Raw genomic sequence first — 24,849 nt, 5'->3', positions numbered from 1 at the left:
CCCGGAAAAGACAAAGGCGCCGAAAGGCGCCTTTGTCTTTTGTGGTGCGGATAAATCAATGCGGGTGCTGCAACTCCCGCAATGCTGCTGTGGCCAGGAACCCCGACCGCGACGCATAGCGATGGTCACTTTTCACTCGCTCGTCGATGCGTCGCAGCAAGTGTTCCGGCAGAGTCGCATTGAAACGCACGGAGCTGCCCAGATAGGGCGCGATATCGAACTCCACGACAGCCCAGACACCACCGGCGTAGTCCGGATTGGCCAGGTGAACATCCACCTCCTGCGGCTGGGGAATGGCTTCACCGTCCGCCATCAGCCCCTCGAAATGCAGGGCCAGCGCCTCATTGAGGTTGTCCAGCGCTTCGCTGACGGTCTCGCCCGCGGAGAAACAGCCCGGCACATCCGGAACCGTCACGCCATAGTCGGAGCCTGGGTCCTTGTGCAATACGACTGGAAATTTCATGGATACCACCACCTGCTTGCCAATTCCGGTTCCAGACATCATCTGAGGCCGGCCTGCTTGAGAATGTTGCGGACCGTACCCTCCGGTAGATCGCTCTTGGGATGAGGCACGGTGACCCGCCCCTTCTTGGCTGGATGCTTGAACTGGTGATGACTGCCTTTGACATCCACCTCAAACCAACCATCCGCCTCGATCAACTTGATCAACTCCCGACTTCGCATCCTTGCGCTCCGTGGCGTACGCCGCAATGTGTACCGTACACACCGACATCTCGACGGTCAATTTCACGAAATAGCGCTGGCAGACGAAGCACGCCTCCACAGCGCACCGCTCTTGCGTAGGGGCGAATTCATTCGCCAAGCAGCCCGCAGGGCTGCCTGTGGGCGGCAGAGCTGGCTCAGGCTTCCAGCTTCTGCGCCAGCCAATCCACCAGTTCCCGGTGAACCCCCTCCACTTCGCAGAGCAACCCCGCCATGCGCAGGAAGTCGTGGGTCATGCCGGGCTGGCTCAGCAGCTTCACCTCATTGCCCGCCTGTTCCAGCTTTTGCGCATAGACCAGACCTTCGTCGTGCAGCGGATCGTGCCCGGCGAGGTACACCAGGGCCGGGGCCAGGCCGCCGAGATCGGGCGCCAGCAAGGGCGAGCAGCGCCAGTTGGCGAGGTCTTCCGGGGTGCGCGCGTAGTGCTGGTAGAACCAGTCCAGTGTGGCGGTTTCCAGCAGGTAGCCCTCGGCGAAATCGCGGTGGGAAGGTCGCTTGGTAGTAGCGTCGGCCACCGGATAGACCAGCACCTGCGCCTTGGGCACCAGGGCCAGCTGCGCCGGCTCGCGGGCGGCGATGATCGCCAGCACGGTGGCCAGGCTGGCGCCGACGCTGTCGCCGGCAAAGGCTGCCCGCGCAGGGTCGAGATCATGGGCGGCGCCTTCGCGCAGCAGCCAGTTGGCCGCGTCGCAGGCGTCTTCCACGGCCGTGGGGAAGCGCCACTCCGGAGCCAGGCGATAGTCCACCGTCAGCAGGGCAAAACGGCCATGGGCGGCCAGGCGCCGGCACAGAGCGTCGTGGGAATCCAGGCTGCCGACCACATAGCCGCCGCCGTGGAAGTACAACAGCGTCGGCTGCGGCCCGGCGCCCAGGGTCGGCGCCCGATACAGGCGCGCGGGCAAGGTCCAGCCATCACGGGCGGCGATGCCCAGGGCCTGGCACTGTATGTGCTCCAGCGGCTGGTCCAGGGCCAGGGAGGCCAGTTCGAAGTCGGCGCGGGCCTGCTCCGGGGTCTGTTGGTGCATGGCCCGGCTCTTGCCGGTAAGGCGGCCGAATTCGACCAGTTCGAGGAAGGCTTCGAGTTCAGGCACGAGGGCCATGGGATGTCCTTGCATGGAGGGTCACAAACCTAAGGAACGATTCCCGCAAGCCCACATTTAGCCCCGTACCGCACTGAATCGTAGGTTGGGTCGGGCGGCGCTCCGTAGAGCCTGCGAAACCCAACAAGCGGACTCACCGCCGAAACGTTGGGTTTCGCTTCGCTCTACCCAACCTACAAGAGCGTAACCACCTCCGGCGCCAGCAGCGACTCCAGCTCGGCCAGCAGCGCCTCCTTTTGCAGCAACTCGTAGTGCCCGCCCGGCAGCACCTGGTCCTGGGCGCGGTTGACCTGCCCATCGAACACCTGGCGCTCGCCTTCGCGCCCGGCCACCCACCAGCAGTGAGCAGCCACGGCGGTGGCCGGCAGGTCGCGCTGGCCCAGGGACAGGGCCTTGAGCCGCGAACCCACGGCGAAGATCTGCCCCAGCTCGCTGGCACCCAGCAGGCCGTGGTCGCCCTCGCTGCTGCGCGGTGCGTCCATGGCAGCCTCGATCACCCGTGCGGCGCCTTCTGCCTCGGCCAGGTTGGCGCCATGGGCGGCGATCAAACCGTCGGCCTCATCCGCCGCCATGCCCAGCACGAAGACCAGGAAGTCCCGCAGGTCCTCGCGCCAGTTCCCCGCCTCGGCCACGCCGGCCACGTAGCTGTCCACCAGGCCGGCGAAGGCCACCTGCTGGCCCTCGCTTTCCAGCTCGCGGGCCACCAGCAGCGCCAGGGCGCCGCCGAGGGACCAGCCCAGCAGGTGGTACGGCCCCTGGGGCTGCTGTTGGCGAATCCGCGCGGCATAGGCCTCGGCCATCCCCTGCAGGGAGGCGTCCTGCCAGGCCGGGTCGAGCAGCATGCGGCATTGCAGGCCATAGACGCTGCGGCGGCCATCGAGTCGGCGCGCCAGCGGCTCGTAGTCGAACACGGTGCCGAAGCCGGCATGCAGGCAGAACAGCGCCGGCACCCCGGCGATACGGCTGTTCAGTGGCAACAGCGGGTCCGGCGCCTGCGCCTGGGCCGCCTGCTCGAAACCGGACAGCTCGGCGATGCAGGGCTTCTGCATCAGGTCGCGGAGCTTCAGCTCGAAACCGAGCTGCGGCTGGCTGCGCACCCGCGAGATGACCTTGAGCACCTGCAGCGAATCGCCGCCCAGCTCGAAGAAGTTGTCGTCGATGCCCACCTTGGGCACGCCCAGCACCTCCTGCCAGATGGCCACCAGGGCCCGCTCCAGGGCATTGCGCGGTGCGCGGTGGCTGCCGGCGCTCCATTGCGGCTCGGGCAGCGCGCGGCGGTCCAGCTTGCCGTTGGCCGAAAGCGGGAAGCGCTCCAGCACCAGGATGCGCGCCGGCACCATGTAGTCCGGCAGCTGGGCCTGGAGGTCGGCCTTGAGCTGGCGCTCCAGCCCGACTCCCGCGCTGGACACCACATATCCGGCCAGCTGCTTGCCGGTGGCGCTTTCGCGCACTACCACCGCGGCATCCTGGACATCGGCGCAAGCCCGCAGGCGCGCCTCGATCTCGCCCAGTTCGATGCGGAAGCCGCGAATCTTCACCTGCTGGTCGAGGCGGCCGAGGTAGTCCACCAGGCCATCCTCGCGCTGGCGCACCAGGTCGCCGGTGCGGTACATGCGCCCGCCGCAGGCCGAGAAGGGGTCCGGCACGAAGCGTTCGGCGGAGAGGCCGGGACGCTGGTGGTAACCACGGGCCAGGCACTCGCCGCCCAGGTACAGCTCACCGGCCACCCCCACCGGCAGCGGGTTGAGGTCGGCGTCCAGCACATACAGGCCGCGCCCGGCCACGCCACGGCCGATGGGCGCGTAGGCGGCGTCGCAGGTTTCGCTGGCCTCGGCGCGCCAGAGCAGCGGCGTGACCACGGTTTCCGTGGGGCCGTAGCCGTTCACCAGACGACGCGGACGCAAGGCACGCTTGACCTGCTCGAAGCTGGCCTCGGGCACGGCGTCACCGCCGAAGCAGTAGACCTCCACCGCCGGCGCCCGGCCCTGGCTCGCCGCCACCTCGGCCAGCTGCTGCAGGTAGGCCGGCGGGAAGCAGGCCACGGTGACGCCGTGCTCATGCATCGCCGCCAGGGTCTGCTCCGGGGTCCACAGGCTGTCGTCGCGCAGCACCAGGCTTCCGCCGGCCAGCAACACGCTGAGCCAGCGTTCCTGGGCACCGTCGAAGGCGAAAGACATGAAGTGCAGCTCGCGGCTGGCGCTGTCCAGCTCATACAGCTCGATGATGCCCTGGCAGTGCCGCTGGATCGGCCCGCGCGCCACGGCCACGCCCTTGGGCAGGCCAGTGGAACCGGAGGTGTAGATCAGGTACGCCAGCTGCCCCGGCAGGTGCGCCACCTGCGGTGCGGCGCTGCTGCCCTGCTCCGCCAGGCGATCCAGGTGCAGGCGCGGGGTATCGCCAGCCAGGGCCACGCGCTGGTCCAGGTCACTGTCGCAGAGCAGCAGGCTGGCGCCGGAATCGGCCAGCATGAAAGCCAGGCGTTCGGCCGGGTAGTCCAGGTCCAGCGGCAGGTAGGCGGCGCCCGCCTTGAGCACCGCGAGGAAGGCCAGCACCAGGCGCTCGGAGCGAGGCAGCGCCACCGCCACCAGGCTTTCCGGGCCGACGCCGCGCTCGATCAGTTGCCAGGCCAGGCGGTTGGCCGCACGGTCCAGCTCGGCGTAGCTCAGCTCGCGCCCGGCGCAGACCAGCGCCACCTGCTCCGGCTGCCGGCGCACCTGGCGCTCGAAGGCCGCCAGCAGGTCGCCGTCCCCGGTTTGCGCCGTGGGCAGCTCGACACGCGCACCCGGCAGGCCGAACTCGCCCAGGGGCCGCGCGGCGTCCAGACCGATCACCGCCAGCAGGCCTTCGAGCTGGGCGCGGATGCGCAGCACCTCGGCATCGCTGAAGCGCTCGCGCAGGTAGAGGTATTCGATCTCCAGGCCCTGCTCGGTGGCGCTCACCATCAGGTCCATGGGGAAGTTGGTGACTCCGCCGCTGCCGACTTCGGCAAAGCGCAGCGCGCCATCCTGCTGGCCGCGCAGGGCGCGATCCACCGGGTGGTTCTCGAACACGATGATGCTGTCGAACAGGCCCTGCCCGCCCTGCCCGGCCCAGCGCTGGATATCCGACAAGGGCGTGTGCTCGTAGTCGCGTATCGCCAGGTTGTAGGCCTGCAGGTCGCGCAGCCAGTCGCCCAGGGGCTGTTCGGCATCCAGGGTCTGGATCACCGGCAGGGTGTTGATGAACAGGCCGAGCATGTCCTGGGCCCCGGCGAGGTTGGCCGGGCGCCCGGCCACCGTGGCGCCGAAGGCCAGGCTGCGCTGGCCGCTGTGGCGTTGCAGCAGGAGCAGCCAGGCGGCCTGCACCAGGGTGTTGAGGGTGACCCGCTGGGCCTTGGCGAAGGCATGCAGGCCACGGGTGGCCTCGGCGTCGAGGTAGCTGTAGATCACCCCGTGGCCGCTGCCGCCGGCACCGGCGGCCTTGGCCAGGATGGTCGGCTCGTCGAGCACCGCCAGGTGCTCGCGCCAGAAGCCTTCCGCCGCGCCGGCGTCCTGGCGGCCGAGCCAGGCGATGTAGTCGGCGTAGCGGCCAGGCAGTGCCGGCAGTTGTTCACCGGCATAGAGACGGAGCATCTCGCCCAGCAGGCGCGAGGCGCTCCAGCCGTCCAGCAGCAGGTGGTGGTAGGTCCAGATAATCTGGTAGCGGTCGTCGCCCAGGCGTACCAGGGTGAAGCGCATCAGCGGCGGCCGGGCCAGGTCGAAACCACGGGCCTGGTCCTCGGCGGCCAGGGTCGCCAACGCCGCTTCGGTATCGGCCCGCTCGCGCCAGTCCAGCTCGCTGATGGGCAGCTCCACGCCGCGATGCACCGCCTGCAGCGGATCGGCCTGGCCATCACGCCAGAGGAAGGCTGCACGCAGCACTTCATGGCGCTCCAGCAATTCGGTCCAGGCGGCGCGGAAGCGCGCCGGGTCCAGACCGTCGACGGAGACACTGAGCTGGTTGACGTAGAGGTTCAGCTCCGGCGAATCAACGCAGTGGAAGAGCATGCCCTGCTGCATCGGCGACAGCGGATAGAGGTCGTCCAGCCCCTCGCGCGGGGCCCGGCTCGGCGCCAGGGCGAAGGCCGGGGTATCCAGGGCCACTTCCAGGGCAGCTTCGCGGCGCTCGGCCACGGCGGCCAGGGCGCGGATGGTCTGCTGCTCGAACAGCTGCTTCGGGGTGAAGGTCAGGCCGCGCTGGCCGGCACGGCTCACCGCCTGCAGGGAGATGATGGAATCGCCGCCCAGCTCGAAGAAGTTCTCGGTGACGCCGATGCTCGGCAGGCCCAGCAGCTCTTGCCAGATATCCACCAGCAGCGCTTCGGCCGGGGTGGCCGGTGCCACGCGCTCGCGGTCGTCGCGGGCCTCCTCCGGTGCCGGCAGGGCCTGGCGGTCGAGCTTGCCATTGGGAGTCAGGGGGAAGGCCGCCAGGCACATCAGGTGCGCCGGCAGCATGTGCGCCGGCAGGCTGGCGCGCAGGTGCGCGGTCAGCGCATCGCGCAGGGCCTGCTCGTCGGCCAGCGGGTCGCGGGGCACCAGGTAGCCCACCAGCTGGCGGCCGGCGGGGCCTTCGCGGTCCACCACCCAGGCTTCGCGCACGGCTTCGTGCTCCAGCAGGCTGGCCTCGATTTCGCCCAGCTCGATGCGGAAGCCACGGATCTTCACCTGCTGGTCGATCCGCCCCAGGTACTCCACCACGCCGTCGGCGCGGAAGCGCGCCAGGTCGCCGGAGCGGTACAGGCGCGCGCCGGGCACGAAGGGATCGGGCACGAAGCGTTCGGCGGTCAGACCCGGACGCTGGTGGTAGCCACGGGCGACGCCCTCGCCGCCCAGGTACAGCTCACCGGGCACGCCCACCGGCAGCGGTTGCAGGTTGGCGTCGAGGATGTAGGCGCTGCGTCGGCCAACCGGGCGGCCGATGGGCAGGAAGGCGGAGTCGAAGCTGGTGCCCGGATAGGCGCGCCAGATCAACGGGGTGATCACCGTTTCGGTGGGGCCGTAGCCGTTGATGATGCGCGGCGGCTGCAACACCCGCTGGACCTCGTCGAAGGCATGCTTGGCCATGCCCTCGCCTCCCACCGTGTAGGAACGGATCGGCAGGTCGCGGCCGGACTCGCCGGCGTGATCGGCCATCTGCAGCAGGTAGCTGGGGGTGAAGCAGGCGACGGTGATGCCGTGGCGTTCGATCTCGGCGCAGGTGCGCTCCACGCTCCACAGCTCGTTGTCCCGCGGCATCAGGGCCGAGCCGTAGACCAGCGGGGTGAGCCAGCGCTCGTGGGCGCCGTCGAAGCTGATGGAGGCGAATTGCAGCTCGCGGTCGTCCGGGGTCATGCCGTAGAGCGCGCCGATGGCCAGGCAGTGCATGGCCAGCGGGCCCTGGGCCACGCTGACGCCCTTGGGCCGGCCGGTGGAGCCGGAGGTGTAGATCAGGTAGGCGAGGTTTTCCGGGTGGCTGAGGTTGGCCGGGTTGTCCTCGCCCAGGTGGGCCAGGGGCTCGCTGTCCAGGGCCAGCAGCGGCAGGCCCTCCGGCAGCGGCAGGCTGGCCCGCAGCCAGGACTGGGTCAGCAGCAGGCCGATGCCGCTGTCCTCCATCAGGTAGCGCAGGCGCTCGGCCGGGTAGGCCGGGTCCAGCGGCACGTAGGCGCCGCCGGCCTTGAGGATGGCCAGCAGGCCCAGCACCATTTCCGGCGAACGCTCCACCGCCAGGCCGACCCGAACTTCCGGGCCAACGCCCAGCTCACGCAGGCGATGGGCCAGGCGGTTGGCGCGACGGTTGAGCTCGGCGTAGCTCCATTCCAGCTCGCCGAAGATCAACGCGGTGGCGTCGGGGCGCAGGGCGGCCTGGGCCTCGATCAGCTGGTGCACGCAGGGGCGCGATTCCGGCTCGGGATGGGCCGGGTTCCAGGTCTCCAGCTGCTGGCGGCGCTCGTCGATGGTCAGCAGGTCCAGCTCGCCGAGGGCGGCGTCCGGCGCGGCCACCATGGCCTCCAGCAGGCAGGCCAGGTGCTGGCTCATGCGGGCGATGGCGGCGGCGCCGAAGTGGCTGCGCAGGTAGCTCCAGGTCAGGCTCAGGCTGCCCTCGTGCACGGCCGCCAGGGTCAGTGGGTAGTTGGTGCGTTCATGGTTGTCCGGCACGGAGAACGCCAGCCCCGCCGGCGCGCCCTGCTGCAGGGCGCTGGCGATGGGGAAGTTCTCGAACACCAGCAGGCTGTCGAACAGCGGCTCGCCGCTGCGGCCGGCCCAGCGCTGGATATCGGCCAGGGCGGTGAACTCGTGCTCGCGCAGTTGCAGGTTCTGTCCCTGCAACTGCGCCAGCCAGCCGGTCACGCTCAGCGATGCCGACGGCGCGGCGATCACCGGCAGGGTGTTGATGAACAGGCCCAACTGACCTTCGGCGCCGGGCAGGTCCGCCGGGCGACCGGAGACGGTGGCACCGAAGGCAACGCAGTGCTGGCCGCTGTAGCGCTGCAGCAGCAGCACCCAGGCGCCCTGCACCAGGGTGTTGAGGGTGACCTTGTGGGCTTTCGCGAAGTCGGCGAAGCGCTGGCTGGTGGCGGCATCGAACAGCTGGCGGTGGTCGGCGTAGCCGCCCTGCTGCGCTTCTTCCACTGCGCCGTGGGCCAGGCTCTGGGCCAGCAGCGTGGGGTTGTCGAGCTCAGCCAGTTGCTGGCGCCAGAAGGCCTGGTCGGCTTCGGCATCCTGCGCTTGCAGCCAGCCGATGTAATCGGCGAAACGTCCGGCCGGGGTGGCTACCGGCTCGCCGGCGTAGCGCTGCAGCACCTCGCCCAGCAGCAGGGAGTTGCTCCAGCCGTCCAGCAGCAGGTGGTGGTGGGTGTAGATCAGTTGCCAGCGTGCATCGTCCAGGCGTACCAGGGCCAGGCGCAGCAGCGGCGGTCGCGCCGGGTCGAAGCCCAGGCGCTCGGCCTCGCCAAGTGCCGCCAGGGCATCGGCCTGATCGGCGCGGGCGCGCCAGTCCAGCACCTGCAGGGGCAGGCGCAGGCCGCGCTCCACCAGTTGCAGCGGCGCACTGGCGCCTTGCGGCCAGTGGAAGCCGCTGCGCAGGATCGGATGGGCGTCCAGCGCCGCCTGCCAGGCCTGGGCCAGGCGTTCGGCATCCAGCCCACGCACTTCCACGCTGAGCTGGTTGACGTAGGCGCCGGCCCGGGGCTCGTAGAGGCTGTGGAACAGCAGGCCGCTCTGCATCGGCGAGAGCGGATAGAGGTCTTCGATGCGCGTCGGCGGCAGCGGCAGCGCGTCCAGCTGAGCCTGGTCGATGCGCGCCAGGGGGAAGTCCGCCGGGGTCACGCCACCGGCACCGGCTTCCTGGCAATGGGCGATCAGCGCCAGCAGCTCGCCACGGAAGGACTCGGCCAGGGCCTGGATGTCCTGGCTGGCGAAGCACTGGCGGCTGAAGCTCCAGTCCAGCTTGAGTTCGCCGCCGTACACCTGGCCGTCCACCGCCAGCCAGTTGATCAGCGGCGCGTCACCGTGTTGCGCGGCGCCGCTGGGTTCCCTGGCCGGGGCGAACAGCGCGTCATCACTGAAGCTCTGGTCGAACTGGCCCAGGTAGTTGAAGGTCAGGCGCGCCTGGGGCAGCGCGGCCAGGGTGGCCCGCGCCGAGTCATCGCCCAGGTGGCGCAGCAGGCCGAAGCCCAGGCCCTTGCCGGGCACCTCACGCAGTTGCTGCTTGATGGCCTTGATGGAGCCGGAGAGGTCCGCCGCCGGGGTCAGCTTCAGCGGATAGAGGCTGGTGAACCAGCCCAGGGTGCGGGTCAGGTCGATCTCGTCGAAGAGTTCCTCGCGGCCGTGGCCTTCCAGTTGCACCAGGGCCGAGGCCTGGCCGGTCCAGGCGCAGAGCGCGCGGGCCAGGGCGGTGAGCAGCAGGTCGTCCACTCGGGTGCGGTAGGCCGCCGGCGCTTGTTGCAGCAGGCTGCGGGTCTGTTCGCGGTCGAGGCCGATGCTGACGCACTGGCGATGGCGCAGGGCCTGGCTGGCGGCGGGTTTGGCGGCCGGCAGCTCGCCGCTGGCATCGGCCAGTTGGCCCTGCCACCAGGCCAGTTGTTCGTCCAGGGCGCCGGAGCGCGCGTACTGCTCCAGGCGCGTGGCCCAGGCCTGCAGCGAACTGGTCTTCTCCGGCAACGGTTGGCCGGCGTAGGCGGCCTGGAGGTCTTCCAGCAGTACCCGCCAGGACACGCCGTCCACCACCAAGTGGTGGACCACCAGCAGCAGGCGCTGGCTGCCGTCGCCATGGCTGACCAATGCCGCACGCAGCAGCGGGCCATCGTGCAGGGAGAGGCTGCGCTGGGCTTCGTCGCACAGGGCTTGCAGGGCGTCGTCACCGCTGGCGCGGCCGGTCCACAGCAGGTCGGTGGCGGCGGTGCTGTCCAGCGGCAGGTAGCGGGCGCGCCACTGGCCGTCGATTTCGCGGAATTGCAGGCGCAGCGCATCGTGCTGGGCCAACAATTTTTGCAGGGCGGCTTGCAGGCGGCCCAGCTCGATGGGCTCGCGGGGTTGCAACAGCACCGCCTGGTTCCACTGCTGGCGCTGGGGAATGGCCTGTTCGAAGAACCAGTGCTGGATCGGGGTCAGCGCCTGGCTGCCTTCCACCGGGCCCTGCTGGGCCTGGCTGGTTTCCTGTTCGCGGGCAACCGCGGCCAGGGCCGCCAGGCTCTGCTGCTGGAACAGGTCGCGCGGAGAGAGTTTCAACCCCGCACGACGGGCACGGCTGACCACCTGGATGGAAATGATCGAGTCGCCGCCCAGCTCGAAGAAGTTGTCCTGCCGCCCTACCCGCTCGACGCCCAGCACTTCCTGCCAGATGGCCGCCAGCAGTGCTTCCCGCTCACCGACCGGTGCCTCGAACTCGCGCTGGCTGACGCTGGCCTCGGGCTTGGGCAGCGCCTTGCGGTCGAGCTTGCCGTTGGGGCTGAGCGGCATGCGCTCGATGAGGATGTTCTGCGCGGGCACCATGTAGTCCGGCAGGCTGGCCAGCAGGTATGCCTTCAGTGTCTCGCGCCAGGGTGCCTGGGCGTCCGCCCGCAACAGCTCGACGCGCTCGGGCACCAGGTAGGCCACCAGTTGCTTGCCGCCGGGGCCGTCCAGGGCCAGCACCACGGCTTCCTGCACGTCCGGGTGTTCCTGCAGGCGCGCCTCGATCTCGCCCAGCTCGATGCGCAGGCCACGGATCTTCACCTGGTGGTCGATACGCCCGCAGTACTCGATGGCGCCGTCGGCGCGGTAGCGCGCCAGGTCACCGGTACGGTAGAGGCGTTCGCCGCTGCCGAAGGGGTCCACCACGAAGCGTTCGGCGGTGAGGCCGGGACGACGATGGTAGCCACGGGCGAGGCCGACGCCGCCCAGGTACAGCTCACCCACGGCGCCCAACGGCAGGGGTTGCAGCTCGGCATCGAGGACATGGGTACGCAGGTTGGCGATGGGCCGGCCGATGGGCACGGCGTCGCGCCCTTCTTCCAGGCAGGTCCAGTGGGTGACGTCGATGGCCGCCTCGGTGGGGCCATAGAGGTTGTACAGGCCGGCCCCGGGCAACAGGCGCAGGGTCTGGCGCTGCAATTCCACCGGCAGGGCCTCGCCGCTGCAGATGATGCGGGTCAGGGAGGTGCAGCCGGCGGCTTCGTCGGCCGTGACGAAGGCCTGCAACATGGAGGGCACGAAATGCAGGGTGGTGACGCCCGCCTCGCGGATCAGCGCCGCCAGGCCCTGGGGGTCGCGGTGCAGGCCGGGCTCGGCCACCACCAGGGTGGCGCCTTCCATCAGCGGCCAGAAGAACTCCCACACCGAGACGTCGAAGCTGAACGGGGTCTTCTGCAGCACCACATCGCCTGCGCCCAGCTGGTAGGTCTGCTGCATCCAGGCCAGGCGGTTGTACAGGGCGACGTGGCGGTTGCCGGCGCCCTTGGGCTTTCCGGTGGAGCCGGAGGTGTAGATGACGTAGGCAAGGTTCTCGGCGCTGGCGCGGTTGTCCAGGTTGTCGCCGGACTCCTCGCTCAGCCAATCGGCCTCGGCGCCCAGGCACAGGCTGCGCACGGAGTCCGGCAGCGGCAGCGCGGCCAGCAGGTGCTGTTGGGTGAGCAGCAGCCCGATGCCGCTGTCCTCGATCATGTAGGCCAGGCGGTCGCTGGGGTATTCCGGGTCCAGCGGCACATAGGCGCCACCGGCCTTGAGGATCGCCAGGAGCGCCACGACCATTTCCAGGGAGCGCTCGCAGGCCACGCCCACCAGGCTTTCCGGGCCTACGCCCTGCTTGCGCAGGTGACGGGCCAGGCGGTTGGCGCGCTGGTTGAGTTCGGCATAGGACAGGCGCTGGCCGTTGAACACCAGGGCGGTGGCGGCGCCGTTGGCGGCCACGCGGGCCTCGATGTGCTGCTGCACGCAGACCGGGCCGGGGTAGTCGGTAGCGGTGGCGTTGAGCCCGGCCAGGGTGTCCGCGCGTTCGGCGGCATCCAGCAGGGGCAGCTCGGCGATGGGCGCATCCGGGTTGGCCAGCAGGCCGCCCAGCAGGTTGCGCCAGTGCCGCGCCAGGCGCTCGATGCGCGACGCGTCGAACAGGTCGGTGGCGTAGGTGAGGCTGGCCAGCAGGCGCTCGCCTTCCTCATGGGTGTCGAGCTGCAGGTCGAACTGGGTGGTGCGACCGCTCCAGTCCAGGCCCTGCACCTGCAGCCCCGGCAGCGCGCTGTCCAGCGCCCCCGGCTTGGACTGCTGGTGGTTGACCATGACCTGGAACAGCGGGTTGTGGCTCAGGCTGCGCCCGCCTTGCAGGGCCTGCACCAGGCGCTCGAAGGGCAGCTCCTGGTGGTCCTGGGCGCCCAGCACGGCGTCGCGGGTGCGCTCCAGCAAGCGGGCGAACGGCAGGCGGCCGTCCAGCTCGGCGCGCAGCACCTGGGTGTTGACGAAGAAGCCGATCAGGCCGCGGGTTTCCGCGCGGTTACGGTTGCCCACCGGCACGCCGACGCAGAAGTCGCGCTGGCCGCTGTAGCGGTGCAGCAGGGTCTGGAAGCTGGCCAGCAGGAGCATGAACAGGGTCACGCCGCGCCGTCGCGCCAGGGCCTTGAGGCCGGCCACGGTGGCGGCGTCCAGGGCGAAGTCCAGGCGCGCGCCACGCTGGCTCGGCTGGGCCGGGCGCGGGCGGTCGGTGGGCAGCTCCAGCAGGGTGCGCTCGCTGCCCAGTTGCGCTTTCCACCAGTCCAGCTGGCGCTCCAGCTCGCCGGCTTCCATCCAGCGACGCTGCCAGAGGGCGTAGTCGGCGTACTGGATCGGCAGCGCCGGCAGTTCCACCTCGCGGCCCTGGCTGTAGCCGGCGTAGAGCTGGGAGAACTCTTCCACCAGCACGCCCATGGACCAGCCGTCGGCGACTATGTGGTGCAGGGTCAGCACCAGTACGTGGTCTTCCTCGGCGAGCTGCAGCAGGGCGACCCGCAGCAGCGGGCCGCTGGCGAGGTCGAAGGGCCGCTGGCTCTGCGCTTCCACCTGGCGCAGGGCGGCGTCCAGGCGCTGGCCTGCGGGCTCGCCGCGCAGGTCGACCCGTTCCAGCGGCGGGATGAAGGCCGGCTGCAGCTGTTGCAGCACCTGGCCGTCCTCTTCGAGGAAACGGCTGCGCAGGCTGTGATGACGCTCCACCAGGGCCGCGAAGCTGCGCTGCAGGGCGGCGACGTCCAGCTGGCCGGTGAGGCGCAGCGCCGCCGGGATGTTGTAGGCACTGCCCTGGGGGTCGAGCTGCCAGAGGAACCACTGGCGTTGCTGGGCATAGGACAGCGCCTGCGGCTCGCCGCCCTCCGCGCTCGGCGGGATGGGCAGCTGGCCGAAGCTGACGCCCTGCTCGGCCATGCGTTCGAGGAAGACGCGGCGCTGCTCGGGGGCCAGGCCGGCGAAACGGGTGGCGATACGCCAGGCGGTGGTGTTTTCCATCAAAGGGTCTCCATCTCGTCCAGCAGCGACTCGAGCGCATCCAGACGTGCATCGTTGTCAGCCGGGGCCTGTGCCCCGGCCAGGGCCGCGTAGGCCGCAAGATCGGCGGCCTCGAACAGCGCGCGCAGCGGCAGTTCCAGGCCGAGTTCCAGTTCCACCCGGGCGCTGGCTTGGGCCGCCAGCAGGGAATGCCCGCCCAGGTCGAAGAAGTTGTCGCCGCGCCCCACCCGCTCCACCTCCAGGACCTCGGCCCAGATGCTCGCGAAGCGCTCTTCCAGCTCGCCCTGCGGGGCCTCGTAGGGACGTTGCCAGGCGTCCGCCTCGGGGGGCGGCAGGGCCTTGCGGTCGAGCTTGCCGTTGCCGGTCAGGGGCAGTTGGTCGAGCAGCAGCAGGTGCGCCGGCACCATGTAGTCCGGCAACCCGGCCTTGAGCGCATTGCGCAGGGCCTCGCGCCAGGCCAGCGGGTCGGCTGGCGGAGCCTCGGGCACCACGTAGGCGCACAGCTGTGCCCCTGCCGCGCCCTGCTGCACCGCCAGGGCCGCCTGGCGCACGCCGGATTGCTCCAGCAGGCGCGCTTCGATTTCCCCCAGCTCGATGCGGAAGCCGCGAATCTTCACCTGCTGGTCCTTGCGGCCCAGGTAGTCGATACCGCCATCGGCGCGCTGGCGCGCCAGGTCGCCGGAGCGGTACAGGCGTTCGCCACGGGCGAAGGGGCTGGGCACGAAGCGTTCGGCGGTCAGCGCCGCGCGCTGGTGGTAGCCACGGGCGAGGCCCGCTCCCGCGATGTACAGCTCGCCGCTGGCGCCCACCGGCACCGGGTTCAGGTTGGCGTCCAGCAGGTACCAGGCGAGGTCGCGGATCGGCCGGCCGATGGGGCTCTGCGCCGGGCCGGCGAGGTCGGCCAGACGGATCGGGCGATAGGTGACATGCACCGTGGTTTCGGTGATGCCGTACATGTTCACCAGGGTCGGCTGCTGGTCGCCGAAGCGCTCGAACCAGGGCTTGAGGCTGGCCAGCTCCAGGGCTTCGCCGCCGAAGATCACCACCCGCAGGGCCAGTTCGCGGGAGCTTCCGCAGGCCAGCGGCAGCAGTTGGCGGAACGCGGTCGGGGTCTGGTTGAGCACCGTCACCCGCTCATCCGCCAGCAGTTGGTGGAAGGCTTCCGGCGAGCGGCTGACGAAGTACGGCACCAGCACCAGGCGGCCACCGGTGCAGAGCGCGCCGAACAGCTCCCACACCGAGAAATCGAAGGCGTAGGAGTGGAACAGGGTCCAGACGTCGTCGGCGCCGAAGCGGAACTCCTCGGCCGTGGCGCCGAGCAGGCGGGTGACGTTGCCGTGGCTGAGCAGCGCGCCCTTGGGCTTGCCGGTGGAGCCGGAGGTGTAGATGACGTAGGCGAGGTTGTCCGGCACCGTGCGGTTGTGCGGATTGGCGTCGCTGTAGCCGGCCAGGTCCAGCTGGTCCAGGCAGAGGGCTTGTACGCCGGTGCCCAGAGGCAGGCCCGTCTTGAGCCGGGACTGGGTCAGGACCAGGCCGATGCCGCTGTCCTCGACCATGTAGGCCAGGCGTTCGGCGGGGTATTCCGGGTCCAGCGGCACGTAGGCGCCGCCGGCCTTGAGGATCGCCAGCAGGCCCACCACCAGTGGCAGCGCGCGCTCGGTGGCGATGCCCACCCGCACTTCAGGGCCGACGCCCAGTTCGCGCAGCTTGTGGGCCAGGCGGTTGGCCTGGGCGTTTAGCTCGCTGTAGCTCAGGCTCTGCTCCGTGCAGCGCAGGGCGATGGCCTGGGGCTGGCGGGCCGCCTGCGCCTCGAACAGCTGGTGCAGCGCGGGGGAAGCCGGCTGCGCCTGGAACCCGGGGTTCCACTGTTGCAGCAGGCCGTCGCGCTCGGCCGCCGGCATCAACGGCAGCTCACCGACGCGGCACTGCGGGTCGCTGACCACCGCGTGCAGCAGGTGCTGCCAGTGTCCGGCCAGGCGCTGGATGCTGGCGGCGTCGTAGAGGTCGCTGGCGTAGGTCAGGCTGGCGTGCAGGGTATCGCCCTGCTCCTCGGTGTCCAGCGCCAGGTCGAACTGGGCGCTGTGCTGGCGCCAGTCCAGGCGCTGCACCTTGAGCCCCGACAGCTCGCGCTCGACGCTCGCCCCCAGTTGTTTCTGGTGGTTGTAGAGCACCTGGAACAGCGGGCTGTGGTTGAGGCTGCGCTCCGGTTGCAGGGCTTCCACCAGTTGCTCGAAGGGCAGCTCCTGGTGCGCCTGGGCGCCGAGGGCGGCCTGCTTGACCTGTTGCAGCAGCGCGCTGAACGGCTGCTGGCCATCCACCTCGGCGCGCAGCACCTGGGTGTTGATGAAGAAGCCGATCAGGCCTTCGGTTTCCAGGCGCGAACGGCCGGCGTTGGGTACCCCGACGCGGATGTCGTCCTGGCCGCTCATGCGGTGCAGCAGGGCCTGGAAACTGGCCAGCAGGAGCATGAACAGGGTCACTTGCCGCTCCTGGGCCAGGCGGCGCAGGCCGGTCACCAGCTCGGGCGCCAGGCTCAGCTCCAGGCGCGCGCCACGCTCGCTGCGGCGCGCCGGGCGGCTCAGTTCGCTGGGCAGTTCCAGCAGCGGCTGGTGGCTGCCCAACCGGGCCTTCCACCAGTCGAGTTGGCGCTCGCCCTCGCCGGCGCCCAGCCAGTCGCGCTGCCAGCGGGCGTAGTCGGCATAGCGCACCGGCAAGGCCGCCAGTTGCGCGTCGCGACCCTCGACCCGGGCCTGATAGAGCTGGGCGAACTCCTCCACCATCAGTTGCATGGACCAGCCATCGGCGGCGATGTGGTGCACGGTGAGTACCAGCACATGTTCAAAGGCGGCGACCTTGAGCAACAGCACCCGCAGCAGCGGTCCGTTGCGCAGGTCGAAGGGCTGGCGCATCTCCTCTTCCACCAGGGCGTCGATCTGCGCCTGGCTCGGCACCTCCAGGCTCAGCTCGCTGAATTGCAGCGGCAGGCTGGCGTGCAGCACCGGGCGGGCCTCGATACCGTCCTGGATGAAGGTGGTGCGCAGGGTGTCATGGCGTTGCTGCAGGGCAGCGAAGCTGGCCAGCAGCGCGGCGCGGTCCAGGCGCCCGGACAGGCGCAAGGCGGCGGGAATGTTGTAGGCGGCGCTCTGCGGGTCCAGCTGCCAGAGAATCCACTGGCGCTGCTGGGCAAAGGAGAGCAGCGCCGGGGCGTCGACGGGCTGCGCCTTGAGTTGCGGTTGGCCACTGGTGCCGGCCTGGGCCACGCGGGCGGCGAAGGCGGACAGCTCGGCGGCCTCGAACAGGCTGGCCAGGGGCAGTTCGATGGCTAGCTGCTGACGCACCCGGGAAATCACCTGGGTGACCAGCAGGGAATGGCCGCCCAGCTCGAAGAAGTTGTCGCCGCGGCCCACCCGCTCGACCTTCAGCACTTCGGCCCAGATGGCCGCCAGGCGGGCTTCCAGGCCCTCGCTGGGCGCCTGGAAATCACCTTGCCAGTCGCTCGCCTCGAAACGCGGCAGGGCCTTGCGGTCCACCTTGCCGTTGGCGTTCAGCGGCAGGCGTTCCAGCAGCAGCCATTGCAGCGGCACCATGTATTCCGGCAGCTGGGCCTTGAGGGCGTTCTTCAGCCGCTCACGCAGGGCGGCCGCGTCCTCGGCCTCGATGTCCGGCACCACGTAGGCCACCAGGGCCTTGCCGGTGGGGCTTTCCTGCACCAGGACCACGGCTTCGCGCACGTCGTCGTGGTCGCGCAGGCGGGATTCGATTTCCCCCAGCTCGATGCGGAAGCCGCGAATCTTCACCTGGGAGTCGATCCGGCCGACATATTCCAGCAAGCCGTCCGGACGGCGGCGGGCCAGGTCACCGGTGCGGTACAGGCGCGCGCCCGGCTCGCCGAACGGGTCGGGGATGAACACCGCGGCGGTACGCTGGGCGTCGCCCAGGTAACCCCGGCCAACGCCGGTGCCGGCCACATAGAGCTCGCCCACGACGCCGGTAGGCACTGGTTGCAGGCGCTCGTCCAGCACATACAGACGGTTGTTGTCGGTGGCGCTGCCGATGGGCAGGAAGGCGCTTTCGGCGGAGGCCGCGTCGACCTGGAACAGCGCCACGTCGTCCGAGCATTCCGCCGGGCCGTAGGCGTTCACCAGGCCGATGGCCGGATAGCGTTGCAGCCAGCGGCGCGCCAGTTCCGGCGGCATGGCTTCGCCGGTGGGCAGCATCCAGCGCAGGGTGCCGAGGCTGCCGGCCGGTTCGTCCAGCAGGCCCTGGATCAGCGAGGGCACGCTCTCCAGCACCGTGATGCCGCGCTGGCGCACATGGGCCAGCAGCGCCGCCGGGTCATGGGCGATGACGTTGGGGACTATGTCCACGCAGGCGCCGAACAGCGGCGCGGTGAGGAACTGCCAGACCGAGATATCGAAGCTCTGGGAGGCCGTCTGGGCGATCACGTCGGCTTCGCCGAGGGCGAGGTAAGGCACCTTGCTCAGCTGGTTGTTGAGCATGCCGGCCTGCTCGATCATCACACCCTTGGGCGTGCCGGTGGAGCCGGAGGTGTAGATGACGTAGGCCAGGTGCTGCGGGCCGGTGTGGATACCCGGCTGGGTATCCGAAAGGCCGGCGGACTGGACCTCATCCCAGAGCAACAGCGCCGGACGGCAGCCTTGCGGCAGCCTGGCGATCAGCGCCTGGGCCTGGGCGCGGCAGCCAGTGCTGGCCAGCAACGCCGGCACGCGGCCCAGCTCCAGCAGATTGAGCAGGCGCTGCTCCGGTAGTTGCGGGTCCAACGGCAGGTAGCCGGCGCCGGCCTTGAAGGTGCCGACCATCATGCCCAGCAACTCCAGGCTGCGCTCGGCCAGCAGGGCCACCGGCTGGTCGATGGCGACGCCAGCGGCGATCAGCCCGTGGGCGATGCGGTTGGCCTGCTGGTCCAACTGGCGGTAGGTCCAGGCCTGATCCAGGCAGGTGGCCACGACCGTCGAAGGCTGCGCCGCCACCTGCGCCTCGAACAGGCGCACGTAGCCCTGCTCCAGGGGGTAGGCGCGCTCGGTGCGGTTGCCCGCTTCCAGCAGGGCGCGGCGTTCGTCCTCGGCCACCAGCGGCAGGTCGGCGAAGTCGCCGTTGAAGCCTTCGCCGATTGCCAGCAGCAGGCGTTTGAAATCGCCCAGCAGGCGGTCGATGGTGGCTTCGTCGAAGTAGCGCTGGTCGTAGGACAGGTGCAGGCCGAGGGCGTCGCCCGGATAGACCACCACCGTCAGCGGGTAGTTGGTGTGGGTACGGGCGCTGTCGGACTTGGCGCTGATCTCCTTCGCCCCGCTCTCCACCGCGCTTTCCACCGGGGCGTTCTCGTAGACGAAGAGGCTGTCGAAGATCTGCTGGCCCTTCTCCAGGGCGCTGCACGCCTGGATCTTCACCAGGGGCAGGTGCTCGTGCTCGCGCAGGGCCAGGTTGTGCTCGAACAGCGCCTGCAGCCACTGGCGCACGCTGACCTTCTCACCGGGCTGCGGCAGGCGCATGCGCAGCGGGATGCTGTTGATGAACAGGCCGACGGTGTCCTGCATTTCCGGACGGCTCACCGGGCGCCCGGCGACGGTGACGCCGAACAGCACCTCGTTGAGCCCGCTGTAGCGTTGCAGCACCAGGGCCCAGGCCGCCTGGGTCAGGGTGTTGACTGTGAGCTGGTAGCGCTGGGCCAGTTCGCGCAGGGCGCGGCCCTGGGAGGCCTCCAGGTCGGCATAGCGGTCGCCGATCACCGAGAAGCCGCCCTGGCGGCGCACAGGCCGGTCGTAGGGCAGCGGCGTGGGTTGCTCGAAGCCGGCCAGCTCAAGACTCCAGGCCTCCAGCGCGGCACGCTCGCCCTGCTCCTGCAGCCAGGCGATGAAGTCGCGGTAGCGGGCCGCCGGCGCCAGGGCGTGGCTGCCGCTGTAGAGGGCGAAGAAGTCCTGCAGCAGCAGCGAGCGGCACCAGGCGTCGATGAGGATGTGGTGGTTGCTGAGGATGAACCAGTACTGGCCGGCGCCACGACGGATCAGGCGCAGGGCGAAGGGCGGTTTGTTGAGCAGGTCGAAGCCCTGGGCGCGGTCGTCGGCCAGCAGCGCCTGCAGGGCAGCCTCGTGCTCGGTTTCCGGGCGCTCGGACCAGTCGCGGAAATCCACTTCCGGTGCGGCGTCGCGATGGATGATCTGCAGCATCTGGCCGTCGTCGTCCAGGCTGAAGGAGGCGCGCAGGGCGTCGTGGCGGCGGGCCACGTCGCGCCAGGCGGCGGTGAAGCGCGGCAGGTCGATCTCGCTGTCGATGATGTAGCGGTCCTGCATGAAGTAGATGCCCGAATGGGGCTCCAGCAGGGTGTGCACCAGCAGGCCTTCCTGCATGGGCGACAGCGGGTAGATGTCTTCCACATCAAAGGCCGGCACCGGCAGCGCGTCGAGCTGGGCCTGGGTCAGGCGCGCCAGGGGGAAGTCGGACGGGGTGAAGCCGCCCGCGTCGGTTTCGAGGCAATGCGCGATCAGGGCGTCCAGCTCGGCGCGGTAGGCCTCGGCCAGGGCCTCGATGGTCTCGCGGCGGTACATTTCGCCGCTGTAGCCGAACTGCAGCGACAGCTCGCCGCCGTATACCTGGCCTTCCACGCTCAGCCAGTTGGCCAGCGGCGCGTCGTCGGCCTGGGCCTTGCCGCCGCCCTCGCCCGCCGGCACGAACAGCGCCGCTTCGTCGAACTGCGCATCGAACTGGCCGAGGTAGTTGAAGGTGACGCGGGGTTGCGGCAGCGCGGCCAGGGCGGCGCGCGCGGCGGCATCGCCCAGGTGGCGCAGCAGGCCGAAGCCCAGGCCCTTGCCGGGCACCGCGCGCAGTTGCTCCTTCACCGCCTTGAGGGAGCCGGCCAGATCAAAGGCCGGGGTCAGGCGGACCGGGAACAGGCTGGTGAACCAGCCGACGGTACGGGTCAGGTCGACGTCATCGAACAGCTCCTCGCGGCCATGGCCTTCCAGTTGCACCAGCACCGACTCGTCACCGCTCCAGCGGCACAGCACGCGGGCCAGGGCGGTGAGCAGCAGGTCATTGACCTGGGTGCGGTAGGCGGCTGGGGCTTCCTTGAGCAGCTGGCGGGTGCGTTCGGCGTCCAGGCAGATGCCGAGCTTGTCGCCGTGGCGGTTCTGCAGGCCGCCCTCGGGGTTGTCGCGGGGCAACTCGGCCGCTGCGCCCGAAAGCGCCACCTGCCACCAGGCCAGCTCGGCTTGCAGGGGCGCGCTGCGGGCGTGCTCCTCCAGGCGGCGGGCCCAGGTCTGATAGGAGCTGGTCTTGGCCGGCAGGCGCAGGGTCTCGCCGGCTTGCAGTTGCCGATAGACCGCTTGCAGGTCTTCCAGCAGCACGCGCCAGGACACGCCGTCCACCACCAGGTGGTGGATCACCAGCAACAGGCGCTGGCCGCCGTCGTGGTCGATCAGCGCCGCGCGCAGCAGCGGGCCTTCGGCCAGGTCGAGGCTGCGCTGCACCTTTTCGCAGAACGCCGCCAGCTCGGCGCCGGCGGCCTGGCCTTGCCAGAGCAGGGTCTGGGGGCCTTCGGCGTGGGTCTGCCGCCACGCGCCGCCCGCCTCGGTGAAGCGCAGGCGCAGGGCGTCGTGCTGGCGTACGAGTTGTTGCAGGGCGCTTTCCAGCAAGACCGGGTCCAGCGGTTGGCGCGGCGCCAGCAGCAGGGACTGGTTCCAGTGGCCGCGCTCGGTCATGGGCAGCTCGAAGAACCACTGCTGCACCGGGGTCAGCGGCGCGGCGCCGACCACCGGGCCCTGGTCTATGCTGCTGGCCTCGCTGCATTCGGCGACAGCGGCCAGGCTCTGCACCGTCTGGTGCTGGAACAGGTCGCGCGGGGTGAAACGGATGCCGGCCTGGCGGGCGCGGCTGACCACCTGGATGGAGACGATGGAGTCGCCGCCCAGCTCGAAGAAGTTATCGGTGAGGCCGACCCGCTCGACCTTGAGCACGTCCTGCCAGATGCTCGCCAGTTGCTGCTCCACGGCGCTGCGCGGGGCCTGGTATTCCTGGCGGAGCTGCTGCTGGTCGGGCTTGGGCAGGGCCTTGCGGTCCAGCTTGCCGTTGGGGCTCAGGGGCATGGCGGTCAGCAGGACGAACTGCGCCGGCACCATGTAGTCCGGCAGCGTGGCGCCCAGGTGAGCCTTGATCGATTCGCGCAGCGCGCCTTCTTCCGCACCGGCCTCGGCCGCCACCAGGTAGGCAACCAGTTGCTTGCCGCTGGCGCCATCAACGGCCACCACCACGGCCTCGCGGACGCCGGCATGGCTTTGCAGGCGGGCTTCGATTTCGCCCAGTTCGATGCGGAAGCCGCGAATCTTCACCTGATGGTCGATACGACCGAGGTACTCGATCACCCCATCGGTGCGATAGCGCGCCAGGTCGCCAGTGCGGTACATGCGCTCGCCAGGGGCGAAGGGGTTGGCCACGAAGCGCTCGGCACTGAGGCCGGCACGGCGGTGGTAGCCACGGGCCAGACCGGCCCCCGCGAGATAGAGTTCGCCGGCCACGCCCACGGGAACCGGGTTGAGGCGCGCGTCGAGGATGTGGGTAGCCAGGTTGGCGATGGGCTGGCCGATGGGCACGCTGTCGCGGCCTTCTTCACGGCAGGTCCAGTGGGTGACGTCGATGGCCGCTTCGGTGGGGCCGTAGAGGTTGAACAGGCCAACCCCCGGCAGCTCGGCGAAGACCTGCCCCTGCAGTTCCGCCGGCAGGGCTTCGCCGCTGCAGACGATGCGCTTGAGGCTGGCGCACTGGCGAGCGCCCTGCTCTTCCAGCGCCAGTTGCGAGACGAAGGCTTGCAGCATGGACGGCACGAAATGCAGGGTGGTGACCCGGTGCGCCTCGATCAGCGCCAGCAGGCGGCTCGGGTCGCGGTGGTCCCCCGGCGCGGCCACGGCCAGGCGCGCACCCACCATCAGCGGCCAGAAGAATTCCCAGACGGACACGTCGAAGCTGAAGGGGGTCTTCTGCAACACGCTGTCGCCGGCGTCCAGGGCGTAGGCCTCCTGCATCCAGGCCAGGCGGTTGTGCAGCGCGCCGTGGGTGTTGCCGGCGCCCTTGGGCTTGCCGGTGGAGCCGGAGGTGTAGATGACGTAGGCCAGGTTGTTCGGCGCTAGCGGCACCTCGGGGTTGGCCCCGCTGAAGGCTTCCAGGGCGTCGCTGTCCTGGTCCAGGCAGAGGCTGGTGACGCCCTCCGGCAGTGGCAGTTCACCCAGTAGATGGCTCTGGGTCAGCAGCAGGCGGATGGCGCTGTCGTCAAACAGGTAGGCCAGGCGGTCGCGGGGGTATTCCGGGTCGAAGGGCACGTAGGCGCCGCCGGCCTTGAGCACCGCCAGCAGCCCCACCACCAGCTCCACCGAGCGCTCGCAGGCCACGCCTACCAGGCTTTCCGGGCCCACGCCGAGGCTGCGCAGCTTGTGCGCGAGGCGGTTGGCACGGGCGTTGAGCTGGGCATAGCTGAGGTGCTCGGTGCCGAAGGCCAGGGCCGGGGCATCCGGCTGGGACGCTACCTGGGCCTCGAACAGCCGATGCACCGTCTCACAGCCGTAATCCCGGGCGGTGGCGTTCCAGCCTTGCAGTTGCTGGCGCAGTTCCTCGGCATCCAGCAGCGGCAGCTCGCCCACCGCCAGCTCGGGGTTGGCGACGATGCCGCGCAGCAGGTTCAGCCAGTGGCGCACCATGCGCTCGGCGGTGGCGCGCTCGAAGAGATCGGTGGCGTAGGTCAGCGCCGCTTCCAGGCGGCCGGATTTCTCCAGGGTGTCCAGGGCCAGGTCGAACTGGGTGGTACGCCCTTCCCATTCCTGGCGGCTGAGCTTCAGGCCACCCAGGCTGTCCAGGGCCGTGACATCGGCCACGAACGGCTGATGGTTGTAGAGGGCCTGGAACAACGGGTTGTGGCTGAGGTTGCGCTCCACCCCGAGGGCTTCCACCAGTTGCTCGAAGGGCAGCTCCTGATGGGCCTGGGCGCCCAGGGCGGCCTGCTTCACCTGTTGCAGCAGCGTGGCGAACGGCAGCTGGCCGTCGACTTCGCTGCGCAGCACCTGGGTGTTGACGAAGAAGCCGATCAGCCCCTCGGTTTCAGCGCGATTGCGGTTGGCGATGGGTACGCCGACGCGGATCTCGCGCTGGCCGCTGTAACGCGCCAGCAGCACCTGGTAGCTGGCCAGCAGCAGCATGAACAGCGTCACCCCCTGCTGCCGGGCCAGGCCGCGCAGTTGCTCGGCCAGCTCCGGCTCGATGACGAACTCCAGGCGCACGCCCTTGTAGCTGGGGCTGGCCGGGCGCGGATGGTCGGCCGGCAGTTCCAGCAGGCTGTGCTCGCTGCCCAGGTGGGCCTTCCAGTAGTCCAGCTGGCGCTCCTGCTCGCCGGCTTCCAGCCACTGGCGCTGCCAGAGTGCGTAGTCGCGGTACTGGATGGGCAGCGCGGCCATCGCCGGGGTTTCGCCGGCGCTGAAGGCGCGATAGAGGCGAGAGAATTCGTCGATCAGCACATTCATCGACCAGCCGTCGGAAACGATGTGGTGCAGCGTCACCAGCAGCAGGTGCTCGTCGGCGGCCAGCTTCACCAGCTTCAGCCGCAGCAGCGGGCCGTGCTCCAGGTCGAACGGCTGCAGCGCCTGCTCCTCGGCACTCTGCCGGGCGCGGGCCTCGCGGGCGGCGGCGGGCAACAGGGTCAGGTCTTCGTGGGCGACCGCCACCGTCACCGACTCGTGAATGCGCTGCAGCGGCACGCCATCCACCAGATAGAAGGTGCTGCGCAGGGTTTCGTGGCGCCCCACCAGGGCGGCGAAGGCCCGTTCCAGCGCATCGACATCCAGCGCGCCATGCAGGCGCACGGCGCCCGGCAGGTTATAGGCCGCGCCCTGCGTGTCCAGCTGCCAGAGGAACCACATGCGCCGCTGGGCGTAGGACAGTCGCTCGCGCTCGGCCACCTCGACGCCGGCGGGGATGGGGAACAGGTTGAAGTCGACGCTTTCCTTGCGCAGCCCTTCGAGGAAGAGCCGACGCTTCTCCACGGGCAGCTCGATGAACCGATGGGCGAGTCTCAGGGCGTCTTGGGCATTCAT

At 69.9% G+C, this 24,849-nt stretch carries 5 protein-coding genes; all 5 read right to left on the bottom strand.

Annotation, left to right across the window (positions count from 1 at the left end):
- Positions 1-55: 55 nt before the first annotated feature.
- On the bottom strand, positions 56-463 hold the full coding sequence (locus PCA10_RS11320; RefSeq protein WP_041770650.1) for a type II toxin-antitoxin system HicB family antitoxin: 408 nt from the start codon (positions 461-463) through the stop codon (positions 56-58).
- Between the two features lie 38 nt (positions 464-501).
- On the bottom strand, positions 502-684 hold the full coding sequence (locus PCA10_RS11315) for a type II toxin-antitoxin system HicA family toxin (protein ID WP_016492210.1): 183 nt from the start codon (positions 682-684) through the stop codon (positions 502-504).
- 176 nt (positions 685-860) lie between these two features.
- Positions 861-1,823: an alpha/beta hydrolase gene (locus tag PCA10_RS11310; RefSeq protein WP_016492209.1), complete on the bottom strand. Its 963-nt coding sequence runs from the start codon at positions 1,821-1,823 to the stop codon at positions 861-863.
- Positions 1,824-1,996: 173 nt separating this feature from the next.
- The gene (locus PCA10_RS11305; RefSeq protein ID WP_016492208.1) at positions 1,997-13,762 is read right to left on the bottom strand and encodes a non-ribosomal peptide synthase/polyketide synthase; all 11,766 of its coding nucleotides are present in this window, start codon (positions 13,760-13,762) and stop codon (positions 1,997-1,999) included.
- Entirely contained in the window at positions 13,762-24,849 is an 11,088-nt protein-coding gene (locus tag PCA10_RS11300) for a non-ribosomal peptide synthetase (RefSeq protein WP_016492207.1), read from the bottom strand. Before PCA10_RS11300 ends, PCA10_RS11305 begins: the two co-directional genes overlap by 1 nt.

It is taken from the genome of Pseudomonas resinovorans NBRC 106553, assembly GCF_000412695.1.
Classification (GTDB): Bacteria; Pseudomonadota; Gammaproteobacteria; order Pseudomonadales; family Pseudomonadaceae; genus Metapseudomonas; species Metapseudomonas resinovorans_A.
The sequence above is the reverse complement of the archived record's forward strand: the minus strand, read 5'-3'. Positions and strand labels throughout refer to the sequence as shown.